Here is a 25,474-nt window from a genome sequence, read left to right as displayed (position 1 = left end):
GCTCAATGCACCGCGTGGCTCAGCCCGGTCGGCGACAGCGCCATCAGGCTGGCGGCAAGCTCCGCCGCACGGAACGGCTTGGTCAGGCGCGGCAGGCTGGCGTCGATCCCCTCCTCCTCGGCATAGCCCGACACGATCAGCACCGGCAGCCCGGGACGAAGCGTCGTCAAGGCATGGGCCAGCTGCGCGCCGCTCATCCCCGGCATCAAGTGATCGGTGACGACCACATCGGGTTCGAGCCCGCCGTTGACCAAGGTCAGCGCCCCTTCGGCGGAGCGCGCCTCCACCACCTTGTAGCCAAGGTCGACCAGCATGTCGGCGGTGCTCATCCGCACCAGATCCTCATCGTCCACGACCAGCACGGTGCCGAGCGCGGTGCCCTGGGTCGGTAGGTGAAGCGTTGGGGCGCTGAGATCCGCCTCGCTGGCGCTCATGGGCAACCACAGGGTGATCGTAGTGCCCTGGCCCGGCGTGCTGTCGATCGTCAGTTCGCCGCCCAGCTGCGCGGCAAGGCCGTGCACCATCGAGAGGCCCAGCCCGGTCCCCTTGCCCACCCCCTTGGTCGAGAAGAAGGGCTCGATCGCGCGCTTCACCGTCTCCGCATCCATGCCGGTGCCGGTGTCGATCACGCTCAGCCGGACATAGCGCCCTGTCGGCAGTCCGCCCGGGCGATCAGCGCGAACCTTGTCGGGATGCGCCGCGATCGTCAGCTGGCCGCCGTCCGGCATGGCGTCGCGGGCATTCACCGCCAGGTTGAGGAGCGCCATCTCGAGCTGGTTTGCGTCCGCCATCGCGGGGGGAAGCTCGGCGGCGAGATCGGTGCGCAGCTCCACCGTCGGCCCCAAGGTGGAGCGCATCAGCCCCATCATTCCCTCGACCACCCGGCCGACATCGACCGCGGTCACCTTCAAGGGCTGGCGCCGGGCGAAGGCGAGCAGGCGCTGCACCAGGGTCTTGGCGCGCTCGGCCGATTGCAGCGCGCCGTTGATCAGCCGCCGCTCGCGATCGCTACCGACGCCGTGGCGGACGAGCATGTCGAGCGAGCCGATGATTGGGGTGAGCAGGTTGTTAAAATCATGCGCGACACCGCCGGTCAGGCTGCCCATCGCCTCCATCTTCTGGCTCTGGCGCAATGCCTCCTGCGCAATCTCCAGCTCCGCCTCGCGTGCCTTGGTCTCGCTGAGGTCGCGGCCGACGGCGATGAAATTGACCCCGTCGGGTTCGGGCGCGACGGTCCACTCGATGTGCCTCCAACCGCCGTCGCGCGTCGCGATCCTGTTCTGGAACCGCGCCGCACTGCGCGTCCTGGCCATGTGGGCGATCGCCGCGAGGGTCGGGCCGGTATCCTCGTCATGCATGAAGGTCGCATAGCCGCGCGACAGCAGCTCATCCTCGCTCCAGCCCAGCACCTGAGTCCAGGCCGGGCTGACCGCGGACATCATCCCCTGATAGTCAGCCCGCGCCAGCATGTCCTGCGACAGGTTCCACAGCCGGTTGCTCTCGGCGGAGCGCAGCGCGACCTGCGCCTCCAGCGTCTCGTTCAGCTCGCGCAGGGCGAGTTCGGCGCGGGCCCGCTCAATGGCGCTTTTGACGCGCTCGCCCACCTCCTGCACCAGGCTTTCCTCCGCCGGGGTCCAGGCGCGCGGCGTCGCGCTCTGCACCGCCAGCAGGCCGACCCATTGCTCGCCCTCGAACAGCACCACGTCAATGAAGGCACCCACCTGCCGATCGGTCAGCCCGGCGCGAGCGCCATCGCTGAGCCGATCGTCGTCGGGCACGTCACGCACCACCACGGGGGTGCCGATCTGATAGGCGTTGAGGAGGTCGTCGCCAAACGACACGAGCGAATGACGCCCGACGATCGTCGCTACGCCATGATGATAATCATCGGTCACGGTCATCATGCCGTGGTCTATCTCGGCATAGAATACGCGGCTCGCGCCCAGCCATTCACCCAGTCGCACCGAGGCTGCGCGGGTGATCTCCGCCGGCGTGCGAAGCGTGCGCAATTCGTCCGACATGGACAGGAGGAACTGGCTGCGGCGCTCCGCCGCCACCCGCTCGGTCGTCTCGGCGAGGATGCAGATCACCCCGGCGGGCCGGCCGCTTTCATCGGGCACCGGCGAGTAATCGAGGTCCATCCAGACCTTTTCGGGCCGGCCGTTGCGATTGAGCGTCAGTTCCTGGTCGCGATAATGGAGGGTGCGCCCGGCCAAGCACACCCGCATGACATTGTCGTTGAAATCGGCGACCTCGGGCCAGCCCTCGCGCACGTTGGAGCCGAGCAGGTCGGGGTGCCTGCCACCGGCGAACACCGAATAAGCGTCATTGTAGAGCATGACGCCCTCTTCGCCCCACAGCATCACGATCGGCACGGGGGAGCGCAGCAGGAGGGCGGTGGCGCTGCGCAGGCTGTGCGGCCAGCCGTCGAGTGGGCCGAGCGGGGTTTGCGACCAGTCCTTTGCGGCAACCAGATCGGCGCACGACCTCTCCACAACCCTGGCATGTCCATTGCCGTGGCGGAGACCCTGCGGCGAAAAATCCAACATCGTCAGAGCAAGATCCTGCATGCCGGGGATAAATACGGTCGGCGTTCGAAAGATTTAACGCGACCTAACCTAAATTGCTCCGCACGGGAATCCGCCGATCGCCCAATCCTGCGATACGATGCATGAAGATGGGACAAGCCGTGCGCGTGGACCCGCACATCGTTGTGCGCGCGGCCGAGCGTTCACCCGCCGCCGCCCCGTCGGCTTTGCAGCGGGGGCCTTGCATCCCCATGTTGCCATCATGGACGACGACGTGAACCGCCTGGGCCTGATCGATGATGAGGACATCGTGCTGGACGAAGCCGCGCTCGCGCTCGCCCGGCTGGACCAGCCGGAGGTTGATCTCGACCCCTATGATCGCGTCCTCGACGCGATCACCGCGGGGCTGGAGCGGATCGGCGAGGATCGCGAGGACGCCGCCGAACAGGCCGCGGCGTTGCAGACGGTGCTGGGCGACGAGTTTGGCTTCATCGGAGACGACCAGACCTATGACGATCCGGCCAATGCCGATCTGATCCGGGTGATCGATCGCCGCCGCGGCCTGCCGATCAGCCTGTCTATCCTCTATGTCGCGGCAGCGCGCCGACTGGGCTGGCGTGCGGAGATCCTCGATTTTCCGGGCCACGTACTGGTGCTGGTCGGGGCCGATGTGGCGCCGGTCATCATCGATCCGTTCATCGGCGGGGCGCGCGTCGATGCGGAGCGGCTGGCGGCATTGGCCACCGCCTTCGCCAGCGACAATGGCCCGGTGACACATGTCAGCGCCATGCCCAATCGCGCGATCCTGATCCGCCTGCTGCAGAACCAGGCGAGCCGCGCCGAACAGGCCGGCCAGGGCCGCCGCGCACTGACCCTCTATGAACGGATGACGCTGGTCGCGCCCGAATATGCCCATGCCTGGTGGCAGCGCGCGCGGCTGGAGCTGGTCGATGGCGACATCGCCAAAGCGCGCGCGAGCCTTGGCACGATCCTGGAAATCACCCGCGACGCCGAATTGCGCCAGCGAGTCACCGACACGCTGAACGCGCTCGCCGCCGCCTGATCAGCCTGCCGCCCCCACCCGCTGCCAGGTCAGCCGGGTGACATAGGTCTGGCCGGATTTCGAGACTTCCGGCTCGGTCACCAGCTCGATCCGGTCCTCGCCCAGCGGCACGATCAGCCGCACGAAGCTGGTACCAACCCGCGTCGGCTGAGAGGCGAACAATATGTCGTGCGTGACCCGGTCGCCATCGCGCCGCCAGGTGCCGGCATAGGAGAAGAACTGGGTGAAGCTGTCGGCCTTCGGGTCGCCCGCCGCTGCCCAGGCGGGGTCCATCAGGAATGCCGACATGCGGCCGTCGGCGGTGTATTGCAATTGGCCAGCCGGCGGATCGCCGAACGTCCGGCGCTCCTCGCTGCCGCGCTGGCTGACGCAGGACAGCAACGTCCAGGTGCCGAGAAGATCGATCATGAGGTCCTTGTGCATTCGAGAGCAGGCGCGGGCAGCCGCCAGTGATCGGCTGCCGCCCGCACGATAGCGACAGTGTCAGGCCGCGACGGCTTCCTTGCGCTTCTTGCGCACGATCGTCTGCGTGTTGGTATATTCCAGCAGGCCCTCGATCCCGCCTTCGACGCCGACGCCAGACTGCTTCATGCCGCCGAACGCCGCCATCGGCGACAGGTGCTGCGTCTCGTTGACCCAGACGGTGCCGCTGGCGATGCGCTGCGCGATCTCGAACGCCTTGTCCTCGTCATTGCCCCAGACGGAGCCGCCGAGGCCATAATCGGTCGCATTGGCACGCGCGACGACATCATCCACGTCGTCGAACTTGAGCAGCGGCAGCACCGGGCCGAACTGCTCCTCCTGCACGATCCGCGCGTCCTCGGGCGGATTGTCGAGGATCGTCACCGGCACGAAGTAACCCGGCACATCGGCCTTTTCGCCGCCGACCAGGAACTTGTAACCCTTGTCCTTGGCATCCTGGATCAGCTCCAGCACGCGGGCATATTGCTGCTTGTTGTTGATCGGGCCGATCTGCGTGCCCTGTTCGGACCCATCGCCGACCTTCACCGTCCTGGCATAAGCAACCAATGCGTCGCGCAGCTGATCGTAGATGTCCTTGTGGACGTACATCCGCTTGGTCGCGATGCAGATCTGGCCGTTGTTGCGGAACGCCGCCCAGAACAGCTCCTCCGCCACCTTTTCCACGTCCACATCCGGCATCACGATCGCCGCGTCATTACCCCCCAGCTCCAGCGTCACGCGCTTCAGCGTCGGCGCAGCGGACTGCATCACGCGCTTGCCGGTGGCGGTCGATCCGGTGAAGCTGATCTTGTCGAAGCCCGGATGGCTCGTCATCCACGGACCCAGATCGTCGCCGCCGGTCACGATGTTGAGCACGCCCGGCGGCAGCAGCTGCGCCGCCAGCTCACCGAATTTCAGCGTCGACAGCGGGGTGAAGGGCGATGGCTTCAGCACCATCGTATTGCCGGCGAGCAGCGCCGGGCCGACCTTGAACATCGCCAGGATCATCGGGAAATTCCACGGCGCGATCGCACCCACCACGCCCAGCGGCACATGGCGCGTCTCGCTGTAGCGGTCGTCCGAATCCTCGTTGACGGTGACGGGCAGGTCGAGCTGCGAGGCGGCCATCAGCCAGTATCCCGCGCCCATCACCTCGCCCTGCGATTCCGCGTGCGGCTTGCCCTGCTCCTTGGTGAGGAGGCGCATCAGCGGATCGGCATTGGCCATGATCGCCTGTCCCAGCGCCGCGAGCTTCGCCTTGCGCTCGGCAATCGGCGTCGCGGCCCAGCCGGGGTATGCCTTGCGCGCCGCCGCGATCGCCTTGTCGAGATCCTCGCGCGTCGCGTCCGGCACGCTGGCGATCACCTCCTCATTGGCGGGATTGACCACGTCGAGCGTTGCGGAGCCGGTCACCAGCTCGCCGCCGATCAGCATGCGATAGTCACTGTCGAAGTTCATCGCGTCTCTCTCCTGATTCTGTTTGCGCCTCCCATAACAGAAGTTACGGGTGTCGCACCATCATCTGTGCGGGGGAGGATCGTGACGTTGCATTCCGAAGGTCATCAGAAGGACGCCGCCCGCGCGCATCCGTCCAGCGCCACGCCAGCCTCCTTCCTTCAGGTGGAGAATACCCCCGATCCGCTCAGCTACCGCCTCGCGATCACCGACCAGATCTGCGTCGGCCCGCCGGGCAACGTCTTCATGTTCGGCGGCGTCGGGCTAGGCGCGGCGACGATCGCGGCGGAGCGCGCGACCGGGCGGCGGGTGATCTGGTCCAGCGCGCAATTCATTTCCTACGCGCGGATCGGAGATACGCTGGATCTCCGGGTCGAGATGCTGTCCGCCGGGCGCAACATCAGCCAGGTGCGCGTGACCGGCACCGATGCGGGAAAGCCGATCATCAGCGTCAATGCGGCGCTGGGCGACCGCGAGAACATGCCCGCGCATCAATGGATCGGGGCCCCCGACATGCCTCCGCCCGAGGAATGTTCGCCGCAACAGATGTGGCCGGCGCAGGACGCGGCATTGATGAGCCGGCTCGACGTGCGGGTCGCGCCCGGCCGCTATGGCGCGGTGCCGCGCGATGGCACGCCCTCACCCGACGGGCGCATGGTGCTGTGGATGCGCCCGCGCGACGGATCATCGATCGACGCCAGCCTGCTCGCCATCTTTGCCGATTTCGTTCCCTCCGGCCTCGCCGTTGCGTTCGGCCGGCGCGGCGGTGGCAACAGCCTCGACAACACGATGCGCGTGGCCACGCTGGTCCCGACCGACTGGGTGCTTTGCGACGTGCGGATCAGCGCGGCGGCGCGCGGCTTCGGCCATGGCGCGATCCACATGTTCGCCCAGGACGGAACGATGATCGCCAGCGGCAGCCAGTCGGCGATCCTTCGCTTCATGGATGGACCGTGAGATCTGGTTAAGTCCCTGTTTACCCTCATTCGCGCGGAACGATCAGCGATCCGGCGGGCTTTCCCATCATTGCATCAGCTGACGCACATGGAGGGATGATGAGCACGACCATTGTATCCGCGATCTTCGACAGCCGCCACGAGGCGGAGCGCGCCGTGTCCGACCTGCGCCACAGCGGTGTCAGCGACGACGCGATCTCGCTCCTCGCGCGGCATGACGAGGACGGCCACGAGACCGGCCCCGATGGCAGCACGCAGGAATTCGTCGGCAAGGTGGCCGCTGGCGCCGGCATCGGCACGCTGCTGGGTATTGCGGCGCTCGCCATCCCGGGCGTTGGCCCGCTGGTCGGCGCCGGGGCGATTGCGGCATCGGCCGTGCCCGGTGCAGCGATCACCGGCGCCGCGCTGGGCGGTGCGGCGGGCGGCCTGGAAAAGGTGATGACCGACCATGGCGTCAGCCGTGAGGATGCCGCTTATTATGGCGACCGCATCCACCAGGGCGGCGTGTTCGTCTCGGTCGACACCAATGCGGCGCGGATCGATCCGGCAACCGCCGCGGACATCCTGTTCCGCGCCGGCGGGCACAGCGCGACACGGCCGCGCACCGCCGCCGTCTGAACGTGTCGCGGGCGGGGGTGCGTTCACCGCCCTTGCCCGCAACGGTCCCTCAGGCGAAACCGACCACAGCATGCGGCACATAGGCCGCCTCGAGTTCGGCGATCTCCGCATCGCTCAGCACGATATCGAGCGCAGCGATCGCATCCTCCAGATGTGCCACCTTTGACGCGCCGACGATCGGCGCCGACACCTCAGGCTTCGCGAGCACCCAGGCAAGCGCGATCTGCGCGCGCGGCACGCCGCGCCCGGCGGCGACCCTGGCCACCGCCTCCACCACTTTGCGATCCGCCTCGGCGGTGCGCCGGTACAATGTCTGTCCGAACTTGTCGGTCTCCGACCGCGGCGTGCTTTCATCCCAGTCGCGGGTCAGGCGCCCGCGCGCCAGCGGGCTCCACGGGATGACGCCGATGCCTTCCGCCGCGCAGAGCGGCAGCATCTCGCGCTCTTCCTCGCGGTACAGCAGGTTCAAGTAATTCTGCATGCTGACGAAACGGGTCCAGCCGTTCGCCTCGGCGACGTGGAGCATCGTGGCGAACTGCCACGCATACATGGACGAGGCACCGATGTAGCGCGCCTTTCCGGCCTTCACCACGTCGTGCAGCGCCTCCAGCGTTTCCTCAATCGGCGTGTCATGGTCGAACCGGTGAATCTGGTAGAGGTCGACATAATCGGTACCGAGCCGCGTCAGGCTGGCGTCGATTTCATGCATGATCGCCTTGCGGCTGAGGCCGGCGCCGTTTGGGCCTGGCCGCATCCGACCGTGGACCTTGGTAGCGATCACCACATCCTCGCGCCGGCTGAACTCGCGCACGGCGCGGCCAACGATCTCCTCCGAACTGCCCTCGGAATAGACGTTGGCGGTGTCAAAGAAGGTAATCCCCGCCTCGAATGCCTGGCGCAGCAAAGGCCGGCTGCGATGCTCGTCGATCGTCCATTCATGGTTGCCGCGCGCCGGATCGCCATAGGTCATGCATCCCAGGCACAGCCGGGATATTTCAAGACCCGTCATGCCAAGCCTTACATATTCCATCGCGTCTCTCCTTTGTCGCCGTGCTTTATCGCTGCATGATGGCCACCGCACGTCCGATAGCGAGAAGAAGGCGTGCACATGAACATTTGCTGCGACAGGCTATTCCGGCAGCGACGGACAAACGCAGCAGTTGAATGATCGATAAGGTTGCTGACCGTTTGTTCAACACATCATAGGTTATTTGGCGGTTTTACCGTAGCTTAATTCCTTTGTCGCAGATCAGGCTCGTCGATTCCGTTGCTGGGCGAATCGATCGGGGGGAGCATTCGAGGGTGCAACATGTGTCGGCTCAGGTGATGCGTGCTGGTTCAGCGCCGCTGACCGGGCCGGGCGCGCATCCGCCTGCCGAGACCGCGACGGAGAGCGCCCGGCCGGGCAGCGTGCCGGGGGCGAGCCGCGCCGGGCTGGAAATCGTTCTCAGCCGGGCGCGCGTCGGCATCCTCCATCGCGATCTCGAACGGCGCGTGCTGCTGGTCAATGATGCCTTCTGCGCGATCGTGGGCCGCTCTTCGGACGAGCTGGCCGGGCTTCCGTTCGAGGCGTTCACCCACCCCGACGACCGGGAAAGGTCGAGCCGTCTGTATTTGGAGCAGCTCGCCAGGGCAGAGCCGTTCGAGATTGAGAAGCGCTACATCCGCCCCGACGGGTCGGCGACCTGGTGTGCCGTCCACGTGTCGTTCGTGCTGGATGCCGCGGGTCGCCCGCAATCGACCATCACTGTCGCATCCGACATCGGCGCCCGTTACGAGGCGCAGCAGGGCCTGCGCGAGAGCGAGGAACATTATCGCCACACGGTGGAACTCGCCCCGCAGATCGCCTGGTCGGCCGATGCCCACGGAGCGGTGGTCGAGATCAGCCCGCGCTGGTCGGAGATCACCGGCGTCGATCCCTATGATGCAACACGCGATTCCTGGCTCGACGCGATCCATCCCGATGATGTCGAGCGCACGCAGCGCGCGTGGCGGCGGGCGGTCGACACAGGCGAGCCGATCGACCTGACCTATCGCCTGTTGTGCCAGGGATCGCCGCGCTGGTTCCGGGCCCGCGCCGCGCCGCGCACCGATGCCGCCGGGGAGGTGATGCGCTGGTACGGTACGCTGGAGGACATTCACGAACAGCGGATCACCGAACAGGCCCTGCGTGACAGCGAGGAGCGGTTCCGCCTCGCCGCGCAAGCGGCCGGGCTGGGTATCTGGGATTATGACGCGGTGAACCAGCGCCGCGAATGGTCCGCCGAGTTCAAGGAGATGCTGGGCCTGTCGCCGCATACCGTGCCCTCGCTCGATACCGCCATGTCGGTGGTGGTGCCCGAGGACCGTCATCTGTTGCAGGCGCTGGCGACGGCGGCCTGGTCGGGGGACAGCAGCGCGCAGTTCGACGTGACCTTGCGCATCCGCCGCCCCAGCGACCTCGAGGAACGGTGGATGCAGACCAGCGGCTGGCGCATCCGCGCGTCGACCGGGCGGCTGGAGCGTATCCTCGTCACCATCCGCGACGTGACCGAGGAGCGTACCGCCAAGGAACGGATCCGCTGGACCGCCACGCACGACGCACTGACCGGTATTCCCAACCGCAGCCATTTCACCGGAGAACTTGAGGCGGCACTGGCGGGAACGCCGCCCGGCAGCCAATTGGCGCTGGTCCTGCTCGACCTCGATCATCTGAAGGAGATGAACGACACGATCGGCCATGACGCGGGCGACATGCTGCTGCGGACCTTCGCGCGGCGGCTGCAGCAGGCGTTCGGGCCGCGCGCGGCGATCGGCCGGCTGGGTGGCGATGAATTTGCCGTGCTGCTGAGCGGCGTGCCGGGCGAGCGCGTCCAGGCGCATGTCTCGCGCGCATTGCTGAGGCTGCGCCAGCCGTTCGAGTTCGACGGCTACACCTGCGACACGCAGGCGACCGCGGGCGCTGCGCTGTTCCCCGCGCACGGCACCACCGCCGACGAATTGCTGAAAGCGGCCGATATCGCGCTCTACGTCGGCAAGGCGCAGCGCCGTGGTGAGATATCCTTGTTCGAGCCGGCCATGCGCGCCGATGCACAGCGCCGCACCTCAATGCTGAACGTGGCGCGCGTCGCGGTGCGCGATGCGCTGGTCGTCCCTTATTACCAGCCCAAGATCTGCCTCTCGACCGGTCGGATCGTGGGTCTGGAGGCGCTGCTGCGCTGGCGCGACGACCTGCTGGGCGTGCAGGGGCCCGACACCATCGCCGCCGCATTCGAGGATCTGGGGCTGGCGATCGCGATGAGCGACCGGATGCTGGGATGCATCGCGGACGACATGCGCCGCTGGATCGACCGCGGGGTGCCGCCTGTGCCCGTCGCCGTCAATCTGTCACCCGCCGAGTTCCGCCACGACGGGCTGGTCGATCGCATCACCCGCCCCTTCCGCCAGCGCGGTGTGCCGTTCGAGCGGATCGAGCTTGAGATTACCGAGACCGTGCTGCTGGGCCGCGACACCGACCGGCTCGCGGCAACGCTCGCCACCTTCCACGATCATGGCTTTCGCATCGCGCTCGACGATTTCGGTACCGGCTATGCGTCGCTGACCCATCTCAAGACCTTCCCGGTCGACGTGATCAAGATCGACAAGACGTTCGTGTCGAACCTGCGCGCGGAGTCGCACGATGCCGCGATCGTGGATGCGATCATCACGCTCGCCAAGCGGCTCGACATGGCGGTCGTTGCTGAGGGCGTCGAGCAGGACGAGCAGGCGGAATATCTCGCCCGGCGCGGCTGCAATTATGCGCAAGGCTATTTGTACAGCGAGGCGGTGCCGGCGGAGGCGGCGGAGGCGCTGCTGCGTGCTGGCGCACCTGCTGGAGACCGGTGCGCGCCGCGCGCCTGACGCGCAAAGCTGGCCTCACCCATTCCCCGAAAACGACGCCCCCGTTCTTGACACGGGGCCGCGCAACACGGATCACGTCCGCAATTAAGCGATAAGACTTAATTGGCGGGCGGGCCGATGCGGCGCGTCCGGGAGAGGGTGGCAGGATCGTTCGCCTGGGATTTTAGTGCCCATGCCGGACCGTCGGGTCGCCGTTCGGTTCGAAAGGCTGGTCATGGCTCGGTTGAAGTTCGGCGCATTTCTCGCACCTCATCATCCTATCGGCGAGCATCCGATGCTGCAGATGCGCGAGGACATTCGCCTCGCCAAGCATCTCGATGAACTCGGCTATGATGAATTCTGGGTCGGCGAGCATCACTCGACCGGCTGGGAAGTGATCGCCTCGCCCGAGCTGTTCCTGGCCGCGGTCGGCGAACATACCCAGCGCATTCGCCTCGGCACGGGCGTCGTCTCGCTGCCCTATCACCACCCGTTCAACGTCGCGCAGCGCATCGTCCAGCTCGATCACATGACGCGCGGGCGTGTGATCTTCGGCACCGGCCCCGGCGCGCTGCCGTCCGACGCATACATGCTCGGCATCGATCCGATGACCCAGCGCGATCGGCAAGATGAGGCGATCGGCGTCATCCGCCGGCTGTTCGCGGGCGAGCGCGTCACCCATGAAAGCGACTGGTTCACGCTGAAGGATGCGCGGCTTCAGCTGTTCCCGCTGCAGGAGGACATGCCGTTCGTCGTCGCTTCCTCGATCAGCCCGTCGGGCATGACGCTGGCGGGGAAGTACGGCATCGGCGCGCTCTCGATCGGGTCCAATTCCGACGCCGGGCTCGCCGCGCTGCCGACGCAATGGGGCTTTGCCGAACAGGCCGCCGCCAAGTCCGGCAAGACGGTCAGCCGCGACAATTGGCGCGTGCTGATGAGCTGGCACATCGCCGAAACGCGCGAGGAGGCCCGCGCCCAGGCCGGCGCCGGCCTGATGAAATGGCACAATGAATATACCGTCGGCACGCTGATGCGCCCGGGCGCCAAGCCCTTCGCCTCGCCCGACGAAGCGGTCGACCTGACGGCCTTCGTCGACGGCGCTGCCGCGGTGATCGGCACGCCAGACGATCTCGTCGCCGCGATCCGCAAGCTTCACGCCTCAGCCGGAGGCTTCGGCACCGTGCTCGGCTTCGTCCACGACTGGGCGAACCGCGAGAATACCGCGAAAAGCTGGGATCTCGTCGCACGCTACGTCATCCCCGAGATTCACGGCCTGCTCGAAGGCTATCGCACCTCGCGCCAATATGTCGTCGACCACCGCGACGCGTTCGAGCGCGCCGGTCAGGCCGTCCTGTCCAAGATCATGTCGCACGAAGGCGCCGCCGCCGCGCTCAAGGCGGGGCAGCAGGGCGGGGTGGCGATGCGATCGCCCAACGCGCCCGACCTCAACAAGGCCGCTGCGGCGATGAAGGAATAAGCACCGGCGACAAGCCCGGGCACCCCATCAGGAGAGTGATCACATGTCGATCGATTTCGAAATCCCGGCCGAGGCCAAGGCGATCCGCGAGCGGGTGCGCCAATGGGTGCATGACGAATGCAAGCCCGCTGAAAAGCGGCTGGTCGCGGGCGAGGATTACAAGACGGTCCTCAATGAACTGCGCGCCAAGGCGCGTGCGCAGGGCCTGTGGTGTCCGTTCATCCCCAAGGAATATGGCGGCATGGGGCTTGGGCCGCTCGCCAACGCTCTCGTCCAGATGGAGCTTGGCGAAAGCCATCTCGGCGCGCTGTCGATGAACACGCAAGGCCCCGATGACGCGACGATGATGACGCTGCTGGCGCACGGCACCGAGCATCAGAAGGAGAAGTATCTCAAGCCGCTGCTCAACGGCGAGAAGCGCATCTGCTATTCGATGACCGAGAAAGCGGCGGGCGCCGACGCCACCGGCATGCAGACCCGCGCGGTGAAGGACGGCAACGAGAATTACGTGCTGAACGGCGAGAAGTGGTTCTCCTCCGCCGCCAGCGTCGCCGACATCGCGCTCGTCATGGCGATGACCGATCCCGACGCGCCGCGCCATCAGCGCTATTCGACCTTCATCGTCGAACTGCCCAACCCCGGCTATAAGATCGTCCGCGATATCGAGACCATGGCAGTGCACGGCCCGCTGACCGAAATCCTCGGCGGCGGCCATTCGGAGGTCGAGATCAAGGATCTCGTCGTGCCGGCGGAGGATCTGCTCGGCGGCGAGGGCAATGGCTTCAACATGGGCCAGCATCGCCTCGCCTACGGCCGCCTGCGCCATGGCATGCACAATGTGTCGATGGCGCAGCGCGCGCTCGACCTCGCCACCGCGCACGTCATCCAGCGCGAGACGTTCGGCAAGCTTTTGAAGGAGCGGCAGGGCGTGCAGTGGATGCTCGCCGATTGCGCGGCGGAGATCTACAAGGCGCGGCTGATGCTGCTCCACATCGCCTACAAGGCGGAGCGTGGCGACGACATCCGGCAGGAAAATTCGATCGCCAAGATCTTCCTCGCCAACATGGTGCATCAGGTGGTCGACACCGCGATCCAGCTGCACGGCGCGCTTGGCTTCAGCCTCGATACCCCGCTCGCCGCCTGGTACACCCATATCCGCTCGCAGCGGCTGGTCGACGGCCCGGACGAGGTCCACCGCTGGACGGTCGGCCGCAACGTCATCAAGGCGTATGAGCGTACCGGCACCACCGCATCGGCCTGCGGCGGCGATCTGCTCTGATCGCAGCCTGGCGCCCGGGTCATCGATCCGGGCGGCGGCCGCTCAGCGGATCGTGAAGCGCACCTCGTCGACGGTGGCGCCGCCGGCGTCGATCAGCCGCAGGCGGTGCTGGCCTGGCGCTGCGGCGATGGGCGGCGCCGCGCTTGCCGGGCCCATATCGCGCCCGTCGAGCACCAGCCGCTGCGCCACCACGTCCCCGGTTACCGCGACGGCGAACCGCTGGCGATCGGGCGGGATATCGGGATCGATCGCATAGACGGTGCCGGTCACCGGGCTGGCGATCCGCGGCCGGCGTGCCTCGCGCGGGGCGACGGTGATGCGGGACTGCCCGGTGCCGGCAAGGAAATACTCGCGCCGCGGCTGTTCCAGCTGACCATCGAACACGATCTGGCGCGTCTCGACGCCGGCCGGCTTCGGCGGCGCCCCACTGGGCGCCCGCGCGTGAAGCGCCATCATGACGTCGCGCCACACCGGCGCCGCGCCGCTGGTGCCTGAGACGGCACGCATCGGATCGCCCTCCACATTGCCGACCCACACAGCGACGGTGAAGCGATCCGAATAGCCGATGCACCAATTGTCGCGCATCGCCTTTGACGTGCCGGTCTTCACCGCCGCCCAGAACGGCAGACGAAGCGCGGAATCGAGGCCGAAGGTCGCCGCCCGGGCATTGGGATCGGCCATCATGTCCCCGACGATCCACGCCGCCGGGCCGGTCGTCACCTGTCGCGGCGCTGTGCGCGGCTGGTCCCTGATCACCCGCAACGGCGACCATGCGCCGCCGAGCGCCAGGCTGCGGTAGGCTGCCGCCTGTTCCAGCAGCGTCACCTCCGCCGATCCCAGCGCCAGCGAGAAGCCGTAATATTGCCCGTCCTCGGTCAGCCCGCGATATCCCATGTCCCATAGCCGGTCGCGAAACGGATCCACCCCCACCAGCAGCAGGGTGCGCACCGCCGGCACGTTGAGCGACCCCGCCAGCGCCGCCCGCGCCGACACCGGCCCCTTGAACCCGCGATCGTAATTCTGCGGCACATACAGCCCCGATGCGGTGTCGAGCTGAACCGGGGAATCGTCCAGGATCGACGCCGCGGTCAGATAGCCGCGCTCGATCGCCTGCGCGTACAGGAACGGCTTCAGCGTCGATCCCGCCTGGCGATAGCTGTTCGCCCCGTCCACCGCCGGCGCGGTCGATGCGCCGCCAATCCCGCCGACATAGGCCAGCACGTCGCCGCTTTCATTGTCGACCACCAGCACCGCCCCGTCGCGCGCGCGGCTGCCGCCCAGCCCCTGCAACTGCCGCCGAAGCGCCGCCGCCGCCATGCGCTGGACGCGGATGTCCAGCGTCGTGTCGACCCGCGCGCCCGGGCTGATCAGCAGCCGGTCGGACAGGTGCGGCGCCAGCCCGGGATCGAGCGCGAGGCTGCGTGCCGGCCCCAGCATCGATGCCGCCGCCGCCTGATAGCCGCTGCAATCGCTGGCCTGTGCCAGCCGGCAGGCGCGGGCCGCCAGCCGTTCGGCGCTGCCCTGCGGATCGGGCAGCAGCGCGGCGAGCAGCACCGCATCCTCGCGTGACAAGGCGGCCGGCGTCTTGCCGAACAGCCCCAACGCGGCCGCCCCGATGCCCTGCGCCTCGCCGCGGAACGGCGCGAGGTTGAGATAAGCCTCCAGGATCTGCGGCTTGGTCCAGCGCGCCTCCAGCGCCCGGGCGGCGCGCAGCTGCCGCCATTTGTCGCGCCAGCCGCGCGCGCCCGGCGCGGCGAGGTCGGGCGAGAGGAACGCCGCCACTTGCATCGACAATGTGCTGGCGCCGCGCGCGCGCTGCCCCTTCACCCGCCCCCACGCCGATCCCCCGAGCGCCAGCCAGTCGACACCGCCATGCTGCGCGAAGCGGCGATCCTCGGCCGCGACGATCGTCTGCGGCACTGCCGGAGCAATCTGGTCCAGCGGCGTCCATGCCAGTCGACGGGCAGCGAAATCGACCCGCGAACTGTCCACCAGCACGCCGTTGCGGTCGTATAGCCACGCTTCGGAGGGGCGATAGGCGGCGCGGGCGGCGGCATAGTCCGGCAGGGGTGCGGGATAGGTCGCATAATCCGCGACGCCAAGGCCAAGCGCCGCGACCGCAATCGTGACGACCGCGACACCCCGCGCGCCGACCCGCGGCCGCGTCTCACCCGCGCCGTCGCGACACTCGTGCCCCGGCACGTTATTGGGCGGCAACGACGACGGGCGCATTGGGGACGGCAGCGCGGATCGCGGGCGAATACAGCGCCTCCACCCAGCTGGGCGGCAGGTTGAACCGGCCGGCGCCGTTCAGCCTGAGGCTGTACGACACCTGGAACCGGCCGCGCGGCACCCAGGCGAAATAGGCGCGCCACGCCTCCCGCCCGCGCTCGACATAGGCAGGCGAGACGCCTTCGCCGTCATTCCCAGCCTGCAGCATCGCCGATTGCCCGCCGAGGTCGCCGACGATCGTCGCGCCAGCGGGGACGGGATCGCTCACCACCACCCAATTGCGCTCGGCCGAGGCGTCGACGGTGATCGTCACCTTCACCACATCGCCGCGGGTCAGCCGCCCGGCGTTGCGCGCCTGCACCACGCTGACCTCGCGCGTCATGCGATAGCCGGCGGCGAGCGGCTTGGTCAGCGGCACCGCAGCCGAGACGGAGACACTGGCCCATGGCCCCCCCCCCGCCCGTTTGCGCGAGCCGCAATGGGGCGGGCGCAGCGGCGAGCGGGAACGCCGCGTCGCGTGCTGACGCTGCGAGCGGCCAACCCTTCGCGATCTGCCGCCCGGCATAGCGCAGCATCGTCGTGCCGCCGATCGCCTCGGGAGGATAAAGCGACGCGAACTTGCGCGCGGCAACTACGCCCCAGGCATTAGCGGTGGTTGTGTCCCAATGCCCGCGATTCTGTCGCAGCGCGGTGCCGACCATCATCCGCGGCGCATCGTCCTGCCACCCGGGCCGCCCCAACGTGACGAGCGTCGCCTTTATCGCGGTCTCGTCACCCGAGGACATCAGCCACCACGGCGCGGCTGCCTGATCGGTGAGGTCGAGCCGCGTTCCTTCATAGACCAGCCGGGTGCGCAGCACGCGCTCCCCCTCTGCGCGGAGCGCCGGGGCATTGGCCAGCCCCGGGATCCGCTCGATCGCGGCGAGATAATCGGCGAGCGTGCCGGTCGGCATGTCGCCCATCGGCATGCCGATCTGGCCCAGCATCGCCGGCGTCGCCGCCCCCGCGCGTGCCAGCGCCGCCAGCGCCGCGACCCGCTGCAGCCTGACGTCGCCAAAGTCGTCGCGCCGCAAGCGGCCGTCGAGCACGGCCTTCAGCGCCTCGATCATCCTGGCCTCGACAGTCTCCGGAAGGGCGAGCCCCGCCTCCCCCGCCATGGACAGGACATAAGCGGTCAGCACTTCCGATCCGTTGAGCTGATCGCCCGGGAAGTAACGCAACAGGCCGTCAGGCGCCTGATAGGTGGGCAGTTCACCGGCGAGTTGGCTCCACCCCGCACCATCGCCCAGCACCACGATGCGCGACAATCTTTGCTCGAAACACTGATAGGGATAGGCGGCCATATAGGCGCGCACGCCCTGCAGCGGCGGCGCGAGGCTGTCGTCGAGCCGGATGTCGAGCGTGCCGCGGCCGGGAAGCGCGCCGGCCGGCGGTGCGATCGGGATCTGCGTGTCGGCGCCGACGCGGGCGAGCGTCGCCGCCCAAACCTCGACCGGGACCGCGGGAATCACATCCTGCGTGACGGTGATCCTGTCGCTTGCGCGGCCATCGGTGGCACGTGCGCTGACCTGCCAGCGCAGCCTGTCATGTCCCTGGGGTGCGGTCAGGTTCCACGCCACCGCCTTGGCGCCACCCGCCGGGATCGTCACCGTCAGCGGGCGCCCAGCGGCAATACGCGGGAAGACGTCGACATTGGCGGTCACCGTCATCGGTCGGGCGGAGCCATTGCGCAGCGTGAAGGCGGCCGAAAAATAGTCGCCTGTGCGCACCAGCGGCGGCAGCCCGGCGAAGATCGACAGATCCTGCGCCGTGCGAATATCGGTGCTGCCGGTGCCGAACAATTGCGCGCCGTCGGTGGCGATCCCCACCAGCTTGAACGACGACAGCGCATCCGACAACGGCACGGCGATGCGGGCGCGGCCCTGTTCGTCGAGCGCCACCCGATCGCGCCACAGCAGCACGGGCTCGAAATTCTCACGGTTGAGCGCGGAGGCATCACCGCCGCCACCGCCAGCCTCCACCGCCTTGCGCCCGTAATGGCGCTTGCCCACCACCTGCATCTGCGCGGTGGAGGTCAGCACCGACAGCGGCCGTTCCCCCATCATGGCGGGGAGCAGGTTCCAGCTTTCGTTCGGCGCCAGTTGCAACAGCGCCTGATCGACGGCGACAAAGGCAAGGTCGGCCGACCGTGCCGGCTTCCCGTCGGGGCGGCGGACCTCAACCGCCACTTGCGCGGTATCACGCGGGGCATAACGGTCCCGGTCCGCCTTCACCGCGATGCGCAGTTCGTGCGCTTCCCAGCCGACCTTCACCCTGGCCATGCCCATGCGATAGGCCGGCTTGGCGAGATCAACGAGCGCGGTGGGAGCCTGCGCCTCGTCCGGCTTGCTCGACAACCCCAGTGTGCGCGCGATCCGGTTGATCCACGTCCAGAACCCGCTTTCCACCCGGCCGCGCACCGCCATCACCGATACATAGACGTCGGGGGCAAAGCTGCCGGCCATCGGCACAGACACGACCGGATTGTTGCCCGATAGATGGGTGACGAAGCTGGACAGCACGCCCTCGCGCTCGACCGTTACCAGCGCGGTTGCCTCGCGGAATGGCATGCGCACCTGGAAGCGCGCGGTATCGCCGGCCTTGTAAGTCTGCTGCTCGGGGATCAGGTCCATCCGGTCGCCATTGTCGCCGCCGAACCACCAATCGTCCTCGCCCGCCAGCCACACGCTGCGCACCGCGCGTGCGACATGGCCGTCGGCATCCGTGGTGGTCGCCGCGGCATAGACTTCGCCCGACACCCCCGGATCAACGGTGCATTGCGCCAGCCCCTGCGCGTCGGTGGTCGCGGTGCACCCAGCGTCCAGCTTCGTCGTGCGCATCTGATTGTCATAGGCGTAGAAGCCGCCGATCAGCCGCCGCCGCGCGGTCAGCACCTCGCGGCGGTACAGCGCCACCGCGATCTTCTGCCCCTTGATCGGCTTTCCCTCGGTATTCAGCGCGACGAAGCGAAGCCTGAGGTCATCCTGCTTCATCAGCCAGCCGTCGGTGCGGATGCCCAGTTGCACACCGGAGGCATAGATCGGGATGGTGCGCGACGCGGTCAGCGTTTCGCCATTGGCATCCTGATAATCCATCTCCACGCGCATGTCGGCGCTGCCGTCGAGTGATTGCGGTACTTCGATCGTCTGGCGTGCGGTGCCATCGGCGCCCAGGCGCACCGGCACCGTCTGCGTCGGTGGCAATTCGGTGCGATCCTCCTCGCCTTCACCGTTCAGCGGCCGTACGCCTTCGATGACCGCGCGGCCGCCAAAGGTGAAATTGTCATAGCCCGCGGGCGTTGCACTGCGCGCAAACCAGCCGACGCGCAGGTCCACCGGCAGGTTCGACGCGCCGCCGCCCGACAGATAGCCGGCGTAAAGGTCAAGTGGCACGCGGGCCGGCCGCACCAGCGCCGCCTTCGGACCCGTCACGGTCGCGCGCATGGTGGGCAGGCGATATTCGTCCACGCGGAAGGACTGGTTCGTCTCGATCGATCGATCGCCCGCGATGATCGAGAGGTCGTAATCACCCATTGGCGTGCCCTTGGGGGCGGTCCAGCTGTTTTCGCCCACGCCGCTGGCATTGATCGCCAGTGGCAGCTCGAACTGCGTGTCCGATCCGCGGTGCGACAAGCGCAGCGTGCCACGGACGGCAGGCGCCAGGGCGAATCCGGCGCCGATCGGACGGCGCAGGATATGCTTCATGTGGATCGTGTCGCCCTGCCGCACGAGCGCGCGATCGAACACGGTGTGAACCATCTCGCCCCGCGCGGTGTAGCCATAGGGCAAGTCGAAATCATACGGCCGGATGCCCTCGCCCCAATCAGAGAGCGTGAAGCTGAAATCGTCACCACGCCGCGCGGAGACCATCAGCGCATGGGGAGAACCGGCGGATTCGCAATTGGAATAGGTTTCGGGCCGCGGCAGGCCGGCGGGGATGAAGAGGCCGCCGGTGCGGTCGGTCATGCCGCGCGCCAGCAGCTTGCCCGTGCAACTGTCGGTCACCTGCACCAGCGCGTTCGCGGCAGGCCTGCCGTCCGACAATTGCGTCACCCAGGCAAGGCTGCGTTCCTCGCCCCACTTGAAATGCACCGCCATGTTGGTGACCAGCGCAGCGCTGGCGACATAGCGCGTCTGATCGCGACCCAACAACGCGCGGCCAAGCACCGGACTGGCGAGCTCGACCACGTAGAAGCCCGGCTTGGTCAGCGGAATGCCGACCACTTCGAACTCCTTGCCCTTGCCCGGCAGCGTCACCGTGATCGGCGATCCGGCACCGGCGGGGAGGATGGATTTCTCGCCCGTGTGGTTGATGCGGATCGTTTCCGATCCCCGTTCGACCGTCTCGATATCGGTCTCGTCCGCGGTGGCGACCGCGCGCAACCAGCGTGCGATCTCGCCATCGCTGCCGGTCACGCGCAGGCTGTCGCCGCTGACCGCCACGCCGCGGCCCTGCAACTCAGGCTCGACGTTGCGCACCGTCACCGGCAGCACGCCGCCCTCGCCAGCCTCAAGGATGCCGAAGCTCGCGGCGAACTTCACCAGCGGGGGTGCCACATCGAAGCGGACGTCGAGGGGGAAGCGTTCGGCATTGGCGAGCGGGCGCCCGCTCTCATCCTTGATCCCTGCGGGGAGCGTGATCGTGCCGGTGGTGCCCGCCGGCAGCGGCGCGGCAAAGGTCACGTCGGTCACCGTCGCATTACGGCGCGCCTCATCCGACAGCTTGGGCGCGATCTGCTTGCCATCGGCGGTGGTCAGGCGGATCGCAGCGGCCTGGCTCAGCGGCACGGGCGCGGTGAAGCGGACCCGCGCCGGCTGTACCGGGCTGCACCCCGCTTGCAGATTGGTGCGGCTGCATTCGAACCGCGCCGTGAAAGGCGCGCGCACGCTATAGTCGAAACGCTGGTCGGCGCCGGCCAGCCTGCCGCCACTGCCTGCGATCTTTCCGCCCCACACCAGCGCCATGTCGCGTCCCGGCGGCAGCGGGCGGCGGCATTGCAGCGCCGTTACCGCGCCCAGCATCTTCTGCCGGTCTGCGGCATTGTCGGGGAGCGTGTCGGGAAGGCCGGCATTTTCGAGGAAGCTGCGCACTTCCCAGCGATCGCTGCCCATGCCCGACAGCACCTTGGCCGGCACATCGGCGGGCAGAACGTCGACCGCAATCTTTTCGCCGATCCCATCCACCGCGCAGTACGCATTAGCGGCCACCGAGGCAGGCAAGGCGCGCATATTGGCGGCGACCAGGAACACCTGATCCTCCTCGATCTCGTCACGGCTGGCGGGAAGCACGGCACGCGCACGCGGACCGCCGGCGTCGACGGTGAAGCGCTGCTGCCCAGGCAGCGCATAGCCGCTGACGCTCTTCAGCCCGTCGCGCGTCTTGAGTTCGCAGTTCGTGCCGCCGGGGAGCGGACCGACGAATTCCCACACATAGGTCTGCTGATCGACCCAGCGACCCTCGCCGTTGATCGAACAGGTGACGGTGACGGGTGACCCCGCGCGCGGATCGCCCAGCGGCACCATCGGCTGGCTGAAGCGGATCGTGAAGCGATCGATCGCGCCGCCGCTGCCGCCGGGGGTGGCCATGACGACGCGCGGGCTGTTGTCACCCGACACGCTGGCGGGCACGAGGAGCATGGCTAGCAGCGCAAACCCAATCGTCGGCTTCATGCCCCACCCCTCCGATGCCCGCTTTCCAGGCTACTTTCCGCGCGGCTCAAGTCCAGCGGAATAGCAGGGTGGGATCAGGCGGTCGCGGGAATGATCCCCGCGCCGACCAGTGCGAATACGGCGAGCCCGATGGCAATGCGGTAGATCACGAAAGGCCAATAGCCGCGTGTGCTCACCAGCCGCAGGAACACGACGATGACGCCATAGCCGACGATGAAGGCGATCAGCGTCGCCAGCGCGGTTTCACCCGGCCCGATCGGGCCCCAGTCACCCCAGCTTTTCGCCAACTGATACAATCCGGATCCCAGCACGGCGGGCACAGCGAGGAGGAACGAATAGCGCGCCGCTGCCTCACGCGTGTAACCCAGCAGCAGCCCGGCGCTGATCGTGCCCCCCGACCGCGACACGCCGGGAATCAGCGCCATCGCCTGCGCAAAGCCAAGCAGGACGCCGTCGCGCACGCTCATCGATTCCAGCGGCCGGCGCTTCGCCCCGACACGGTCGGCGAAGCCGAGGACAATCGCGAACACGATCAGCATGGTCGCGGTGATGCGCAGGTCGCGCAGCACCGTTTCGATCGCATCCTTGAACAACAGGCCGAGCACCACGATCGGCAGCGTGCCGATCAGCACCAGCCAGCCGGCGCGCGCGTCGGCGTCCATTGCGCGCCACGGCTTGCCCAGCGCGCCCAGCCATGCGGCGGCGATGCGCCACAGATCGCGGCGGAAGTACAGCAGCACGGCTAGTTCGGTGCCGATCTGCGTGATGGCGGTGAAGGCGGCGCCCGGATCCGTTCCGGGGTTCATCAGCGCCCCCACGATGCGCAGATGCGCGCTGGACGAAACGGGCAGAAACTCGGTCAGCCCCTGTACCAGCCCCAGGATCGCCGCCTCGACCCAGCTGTTCGCCATCGTCAGGAGGGGTCGCGCTGCGGCGTGCGCGGGGTCAGGGCGCGGCGCTCACGCGGGGCCATGCCGCGGCGCAGGAACCGCACGCTCAGCGCGCTGCCGCCCAGCGTGATGACCGCGACGATGCCCGCCACGGCGAGAAGGTGCATCTCCGTGATCTGCACGCCGCCGACCGACCGCGCCGCGAGATAGCCGGGCAGCAGCAGCGCGGGCACCCACAGGATCGCCGAGACGACATTGGCGATCTGGAAGGTGCGCTGGCGCATGCCGAGCACCCCGGCGACCAGCGGTACGGTCGACCGCATCGGGCCGAGGAACCGGCCCAGCAGGATCGACGCCGCGCCATAACGACGAAACACCAGCCGCGCCTTTGCGGCTGCCAGCCGATAGCGGTTGAGCGGCCAGCGCCGGAACGCCGCCGGTCCGAACTTGCGGCCGAGCACATAGGATACCCAGTCGCCGAGGACCGCGCCAACGATGGCCCAGATCAGTACGCTCGCCGGATCCAGCAGACCGGTGCCGATCATCCCACCGATCGCGATCATCAGCGCGGTGGCGGGGATCAGCATGCCAATGACGACCAAGGATTCGCCAAAGGTCAGCAGCATGACGATCGGTCCTGCCCAGATGGCATGATCGGCGATGAAGGTGGCGACGCGGCCGATTGCTTCATCCACGTCAGCGGCTCCCGATGGGGCGAGTGGAACGGCGGGTGGCGGGGGACAGGGCACGGGTCACGGGGTTGCGGCACTAGGCGGACCGACGCGGACGCTCAATCGCCCGCCCCGAAGATTGGGAATTTGCAACCTTTCTGCCGCGCGATGCTGCCCAACAGCGTTTATGAGTGAGGGGATCACGGCGGGAGGTGGTGCGTGCGGTTGCTGATTGTCGAGGACGAGGCGGAGGCGGGCGCGCGGATCCTCGATGCCTTGACCGCGGAAGGACATACGGCGGTCGTTGAACCCAGCGCCGAGGCCGGATTGCGCAGCTTGCAGGCGCATGCCCCCGACCTCCTCGTCGTGGACCGCATGCTGCCCGACACGGACGGGGTTTCAATGGTGATCGAGGCGCGTGGCCGCGGCTATCTCGGCCCGGTGCTGATGCTCACGGCGCTAGGGTCGATCGAGGACCGGGTAACCGGGCTGCGCGCTGGGGCGGATGATTATCTGGTGAAGCCCTTTGCGGTGGCGGAACTGGTCGCGCGCGTCGAGGCGCTGTTGCGGCGGGGCATGAACCTGCAGGCAGTCGCCACCTTCGGCAGGATCCGGATCGATCGGCTGCGCCGCGAGGCGTGGCGTGGCGACCAGCGCATCGTTCTCCAGCCGCGCGAGTTCGCGTTGCTCGAACGGCTGGTCAGCCAGAATGGAAAGACCGTGTCGCGCACCATGCTGCTGGAGCAGGTCTGGCACCTCCATTTCGATCCGCAGACCAACATCGTCGAAACGCACATGAGCCGGCTGCGGCAGAAACTGAACGCGGGCTTTGCCGTCGACGCCATCACCACGGTGCGCGGTGTCGGCTACCGATTGAATCCCGATGCCTGACCGCGCGCATACGGTCCGGCAGATCACGCTGTTCTTCACCGCCGGCTTCGCGCTGGTCACCCTGCTGCTCGGTGCCGGCGCCTATCTGCTCGGCGAGGACGTGGTGCATGAGCAGCTCGACGCACAGATCATCGCCGAAACCCGCGCGCTGCGGGCCGTTGCCGAGGAAGGCGATCTTGCCGCGCTGATGGAGGCGCTGCGCCGGCGCGACGATCGCGGCGTCAACAGCTTCGGCTATCTCCTGACCGCGCCCGACGGGCGACGGCTGGGCGGCGAACTCGTTACCGAGGCGCTGGGCGAGGGCTGGCACGACATCCGTTTCCGCGATCCCGACGGCGAAGGACACCCCGCGCGATCGCTCGTCACCCGGCTGCCCGGCGGGCTTCAGTTGACGGTGGCGATGGAATCGGACCTGCCCGTCCAGCTGCGCAATCGCCTGCTGTTCCTGTTTGCGCTGGGACTCGTATTGCTGGTCGCCATCGCCATCGTCGGCAGCGCGCTGTTCGGCCGCACCATCATCGGCCGCCTCAACACCATCAATCGCATCGCCAGCGCGGTCAGCCGCGGGCAGCTCGACGCCCGGATACCGGTCAGCCAGCAGAATGACGAGTTCGACCAGCTCGCCGCGACGCTGAACGATATGCTGGATCGCAACGCGGCGCACATCGTCAACCTTCGCCGTGTATCGAGCGACGTCGCGCATGAGCTGCGCACGCCGATCATGCGGCTGCGGCTGCGGATGGAGCAATCGCTGGCCGATGCCGGAGAGGGTACGCCGGAAGCTGCGGCGATCGAGCGGTCGATCGCCGATATCGATTCAATCCTGTCGCTGTTCGCGGCGCTGCTGCGCATCGCCGAGGTCGAAGCAGGCGGGCTTCGGGCCTATTTCCGTCCTGTCGCGCTCACCGCCACGGTCGAGGCGCTCGCGGAAAGCTATGCGCTGGCGGCGGAGGACGGGCGACGCGCGCTTGTCACCCGGCTGGAGCCGGGCATCACCGTCAACGGCGACCGCGACCTCCTGGCGCAGATCGTCGTCAACCTGCTGGAAAACGCCTTGCGCTACACGCCGCCGGGGGCGCGCATCACGCTGTCACTGATATCGGGCAAGGACAGCGCCCATCCGACGGTCGAGCTGACCATCGCCGACGATGGCCCTGGCATTGCCGAGGCGGATCGGGCGCGCGCGCTGCAACCGTTTGAGCGAATGGCGAGTGGCGGCAGCGGCCACGGGCTGGGCCTGAGCCTGGTGGCGGCGATCGTCGCCTCGCACGGTGGCACGATCGAGCTGGCCGACAATGCGCCGGGGCTCAGCGTGCGGATCATCCTGCCGCGGATGCAAAAGGCCGCACATTGATCGCCCGCCGCGCCGGACATCTTCCCGGCGCG

16 protein-coding genes and 1 pseudogene are annotated in these 25,474 nt (G+C 67.8%); 8 read left to right on the top strand and 9 right to left on the bottom strand.

All coding sequences use genetic code 11. The features are described 5' to 3' along the window. Nucleotides 1-2: 2 nt before the first annotated feature. On the bottom strand, nucleotides 3-2,549 hold the full coding sequence (locus L8F96_RS15345) for a PAS domain S-box protein (RefSeq protein WP_145120720.1): 2,547 nt from the start codon (nucleotides 2,547-2,549) through the stop codon (nucleotides 3-5). A gap of 241 nt (nucleotides 2,550-2,790) precedes the next feature. Here L8F96_RS15345 and L8F96_RS15340 point away from each other — a divergent pair, with 241 nt between their 5' ends. Further along, nucleotides 2,791-3,591: a SirB1 family protein gene (locus tag L8F96_RS15340; RefSeq protein WP_046408242.1), complete on the top strand. Its 801-nt coding sequence runs from the start codon at nucleotides 2,791-2,793 to the stop codon at nucleotides 3,589-3,591. On the opposite strand, the gene L8F96_RS15335 is transcribed toward L8F96_RS15340, so the two are convergent. Together L8F96_RS15335 and L8F96_RS15330 are read right to left on the bottom strand one after the other, a co-directional pair. Next, nucleotides 3,592-3,999: a lipocalin-like domain-containing protein gene (locus L8F96_RS15335; RefSeq protein ID WP_186314032.1), complete on the bottom strand. Its 408-nt coding sequence runs from the start codon at nucleotides 3,997-3,999 to the stop codon at nucleotides 3,592-3,594. 75 nt (nucleotides 4,000-4,074) lie between these two features. Further along, nucleotides 4,075-5,511 carry an aldehyde dehydrogenase family protein gene (locus L8F96_RS15330; RefSeq protein ID WP_145120726.1) on the bottom strand — a complete coding sequence of 479 codons (1,437 nt, stop codon included), beginning with the start codon at nucleotides 5,509-5,511 and terminating at the stop codon, nucleotides 4,075-4,077. Nucleotides 5,512-5,592: 81 nt separating this feature from the next. On the opposite strand from L8F96_RS15330, the gene L8F96_RS15325 reads away from it, so the two are divergent. Further along, nucleotides 5,593-6,465 carry an acyl-CoA thioesterase gene (locus L8F96_RS15325; protein ID WP_334656530.1) on the top strand — a complete coding sequence of 291 codons (873 nt, stop codon included), beginning with the start codon at nucleotides 5,593-5,595 and terminating at the stop codon, nucleotides 6,463-6,465. 98 nt (nucleotides 6,466-6,563) lie between these two features. Then, a complete protein-coding gene (locus L8F96_RS15320) occupies nucleotides 6,564-7,082 on the top strand; it encodes a hypothetical protein (RefSeq protein WP_145120728.1) in 519 nt (172 codons plus the stop codon). 49 nt (nucleotides 7,083-7,131) lie between these two features. On the opposite strand, the gene L8F96_RS15315 is transcribed toward L8F96_RS15320, so the two are convergent. Next, nucleotides 7,132-8,112 (bottom strand): aldo/keto reductase, encoded by a 981-nt coding sequence (locus tag L8F96_RS15315; protein ID WP_145120730.1) that lies wholly within the window; start codon nucleotides 8,110-8,112, stop codon nucleotides 7,132-7,134. Between the two features lie 296 nt (nucleotides 8,113-8,408). On the opposite strand from L8F96_RS15315, the gene L8F96_RS15310 reads away from it, so the two are divergent. The 3 genes from L8F96_RS15310 (at nucleotide 8,409) to L8F96_RS15300 (ending at nucleotide 13,696) form a co-directional block, all read left to right on the top strand. Then, complete coding sequence (locus tag L8F96_RS15310) at nucleotides 8,409-10,961, top strand: sensor domain-containing protein (protein WP_334656529.1); 2,553 nt, start codon at nucleotides 8,409-8,411, stop codon at nucleotides 10,959-10,961. Between the two features lie 214 nt (nucleotides 10,962-11,175). After that, nucleotides 11,176-12,417, top strand: coding sequence for an LLM class flavin-dependent oxidoreductase (locus L8F96_RS15305; RefSeq protein WP_334656528.1), 1,242 nt, complete (start codon nucleotides 11,176-11,178; stop codon nucleotides 12,415-12,417). Nucleotides 12,418-12,460: 43 nt separating this feature from the next. After that, the gene (locus L8F96_RS15300) at nucleotides 12,461-13,696 is read left to right on the top strand and encodes an acyl-CoA dehydrogenase family protein (protein ID WP_136450368.1); all 1,236 of its coding nucleotides are present in this window, start codon (nucleotides 12,461-12,463) and stop codon (nucleotides 13,694-13,696) included. 42 nt (nucleotides 13,697-13,738) lie between these two features. On the opposite strand, the gene pbpC is transcribed toward L8F96_RS15300, so the two are convergent. The 5 genes and pseudogenes from pbpC to L8F96_RS15275 all read right to left on the bottom strand — a co-directional run bounded on the left by pbpC (nucleotide 13,739) and on the right by L8F96_RS15275 (nucleotide 23,221). Next, on the bottom strand, nucleotides 13,739-15,928 hold the full coding sequence (gene pbpC / locus L8F96_RS15295; protein WP_334656526.1) for a penicillin-binding protein 1C: 2,190 nt from the start codon (nucleotides 15,926-15,928) through the stop codon (nucleotides 13,739-13,741). Beyond that, entirely contained in the window at nucleotides 15,900-16,310 is a 411-nt protein-coding gene (locus L8F96_RS15290) for an alpha-2-macroglobulin family protein (RefSeq protein ID WP_334656524.1), read from the bottom strand. The genes pbpC and L8F96_RS15290 overlap by 29 nt, the downstream gene beginning before the upstream one ends. Before the next feature lie 1,375 nt (nucleotides 16,311-17,685). After that, nucleotides 17,686-20,064, bottom strand: a pseudogene (locus L8F96_RS15285) (MG2 domain-containing protein); the annotation flags it as partial. A 1,646-nt stretch (nucleotides 20,065-21,710) separates the two neighbouring features. Next, nucleotides 21,711-22,547 (bottom strand): undecaprenyl-diphosphate phosphatase, encoded by an 837-nt coding sequence (locus tag L8F96_RS15280; protein WP_334656523.1) that lies wholly within the window; start codon nucleotides 22,545-22,547, stop codon nucleotides 21,711-21,713. 2 nt (nucleotides 22,548-22,549) lie between these two features. Continuing rightward, a complete protein-coding gene (locus tag L8F96_RS15275) occupies nucleotides 22,550-23,221 on the bottom strand; it encodes a DedA family protein (RefSeq protein WP_046408232.1) in 672 nt (223 codons plus the stop codon). A gap of 195 nt (nucleotides 23,222-23,416) precedes the next feature. Between L8F96_RS15275 and L8F96_RS15270 the strand changes: the two genes are divergently transcribed. Beyond that, nucleotides 23,417-24,088, top strand: a complete 672-nt coding sequence (locus L8F96_RS15270; protein WP_136450364.1) for a response regulator transcription factor — start codon at nucleotides 23,417-23,419, stop codon at nucleotides 24,086-24,088. Next, nucleotides 24,081-25,442 (top strand): sensor histidine kinase, encoded by a 1,362-nt coding sequence (locus tag L8F96_RS15265; protein WP_145120738.1) that lies wholly within the window; start codon nucleotides 24,081-24,083, stop codon nucleotides 25,440-25,442. The genes L8F96_RS15270 and L8F96_RS15265 overlap by 8 nt, the downstream gene beginning before the upstream one ends. Nucleotides 25,443-25,474 lie beyond the last annotated feature (32 nt).

This window comes from Sphingomonas panaciterrae, from assembly GCF_036890205.1.
GTDB lineage: Bacteria > Pseudomonadota > Alphaproteobacteria > Sphingomonadales > Sphingomonadaceae > Sphingomonas > Sphingomonas panaciterrae.
This window is presented reverse-complemented; position numbering and strand designations above follow the sequence as displayed.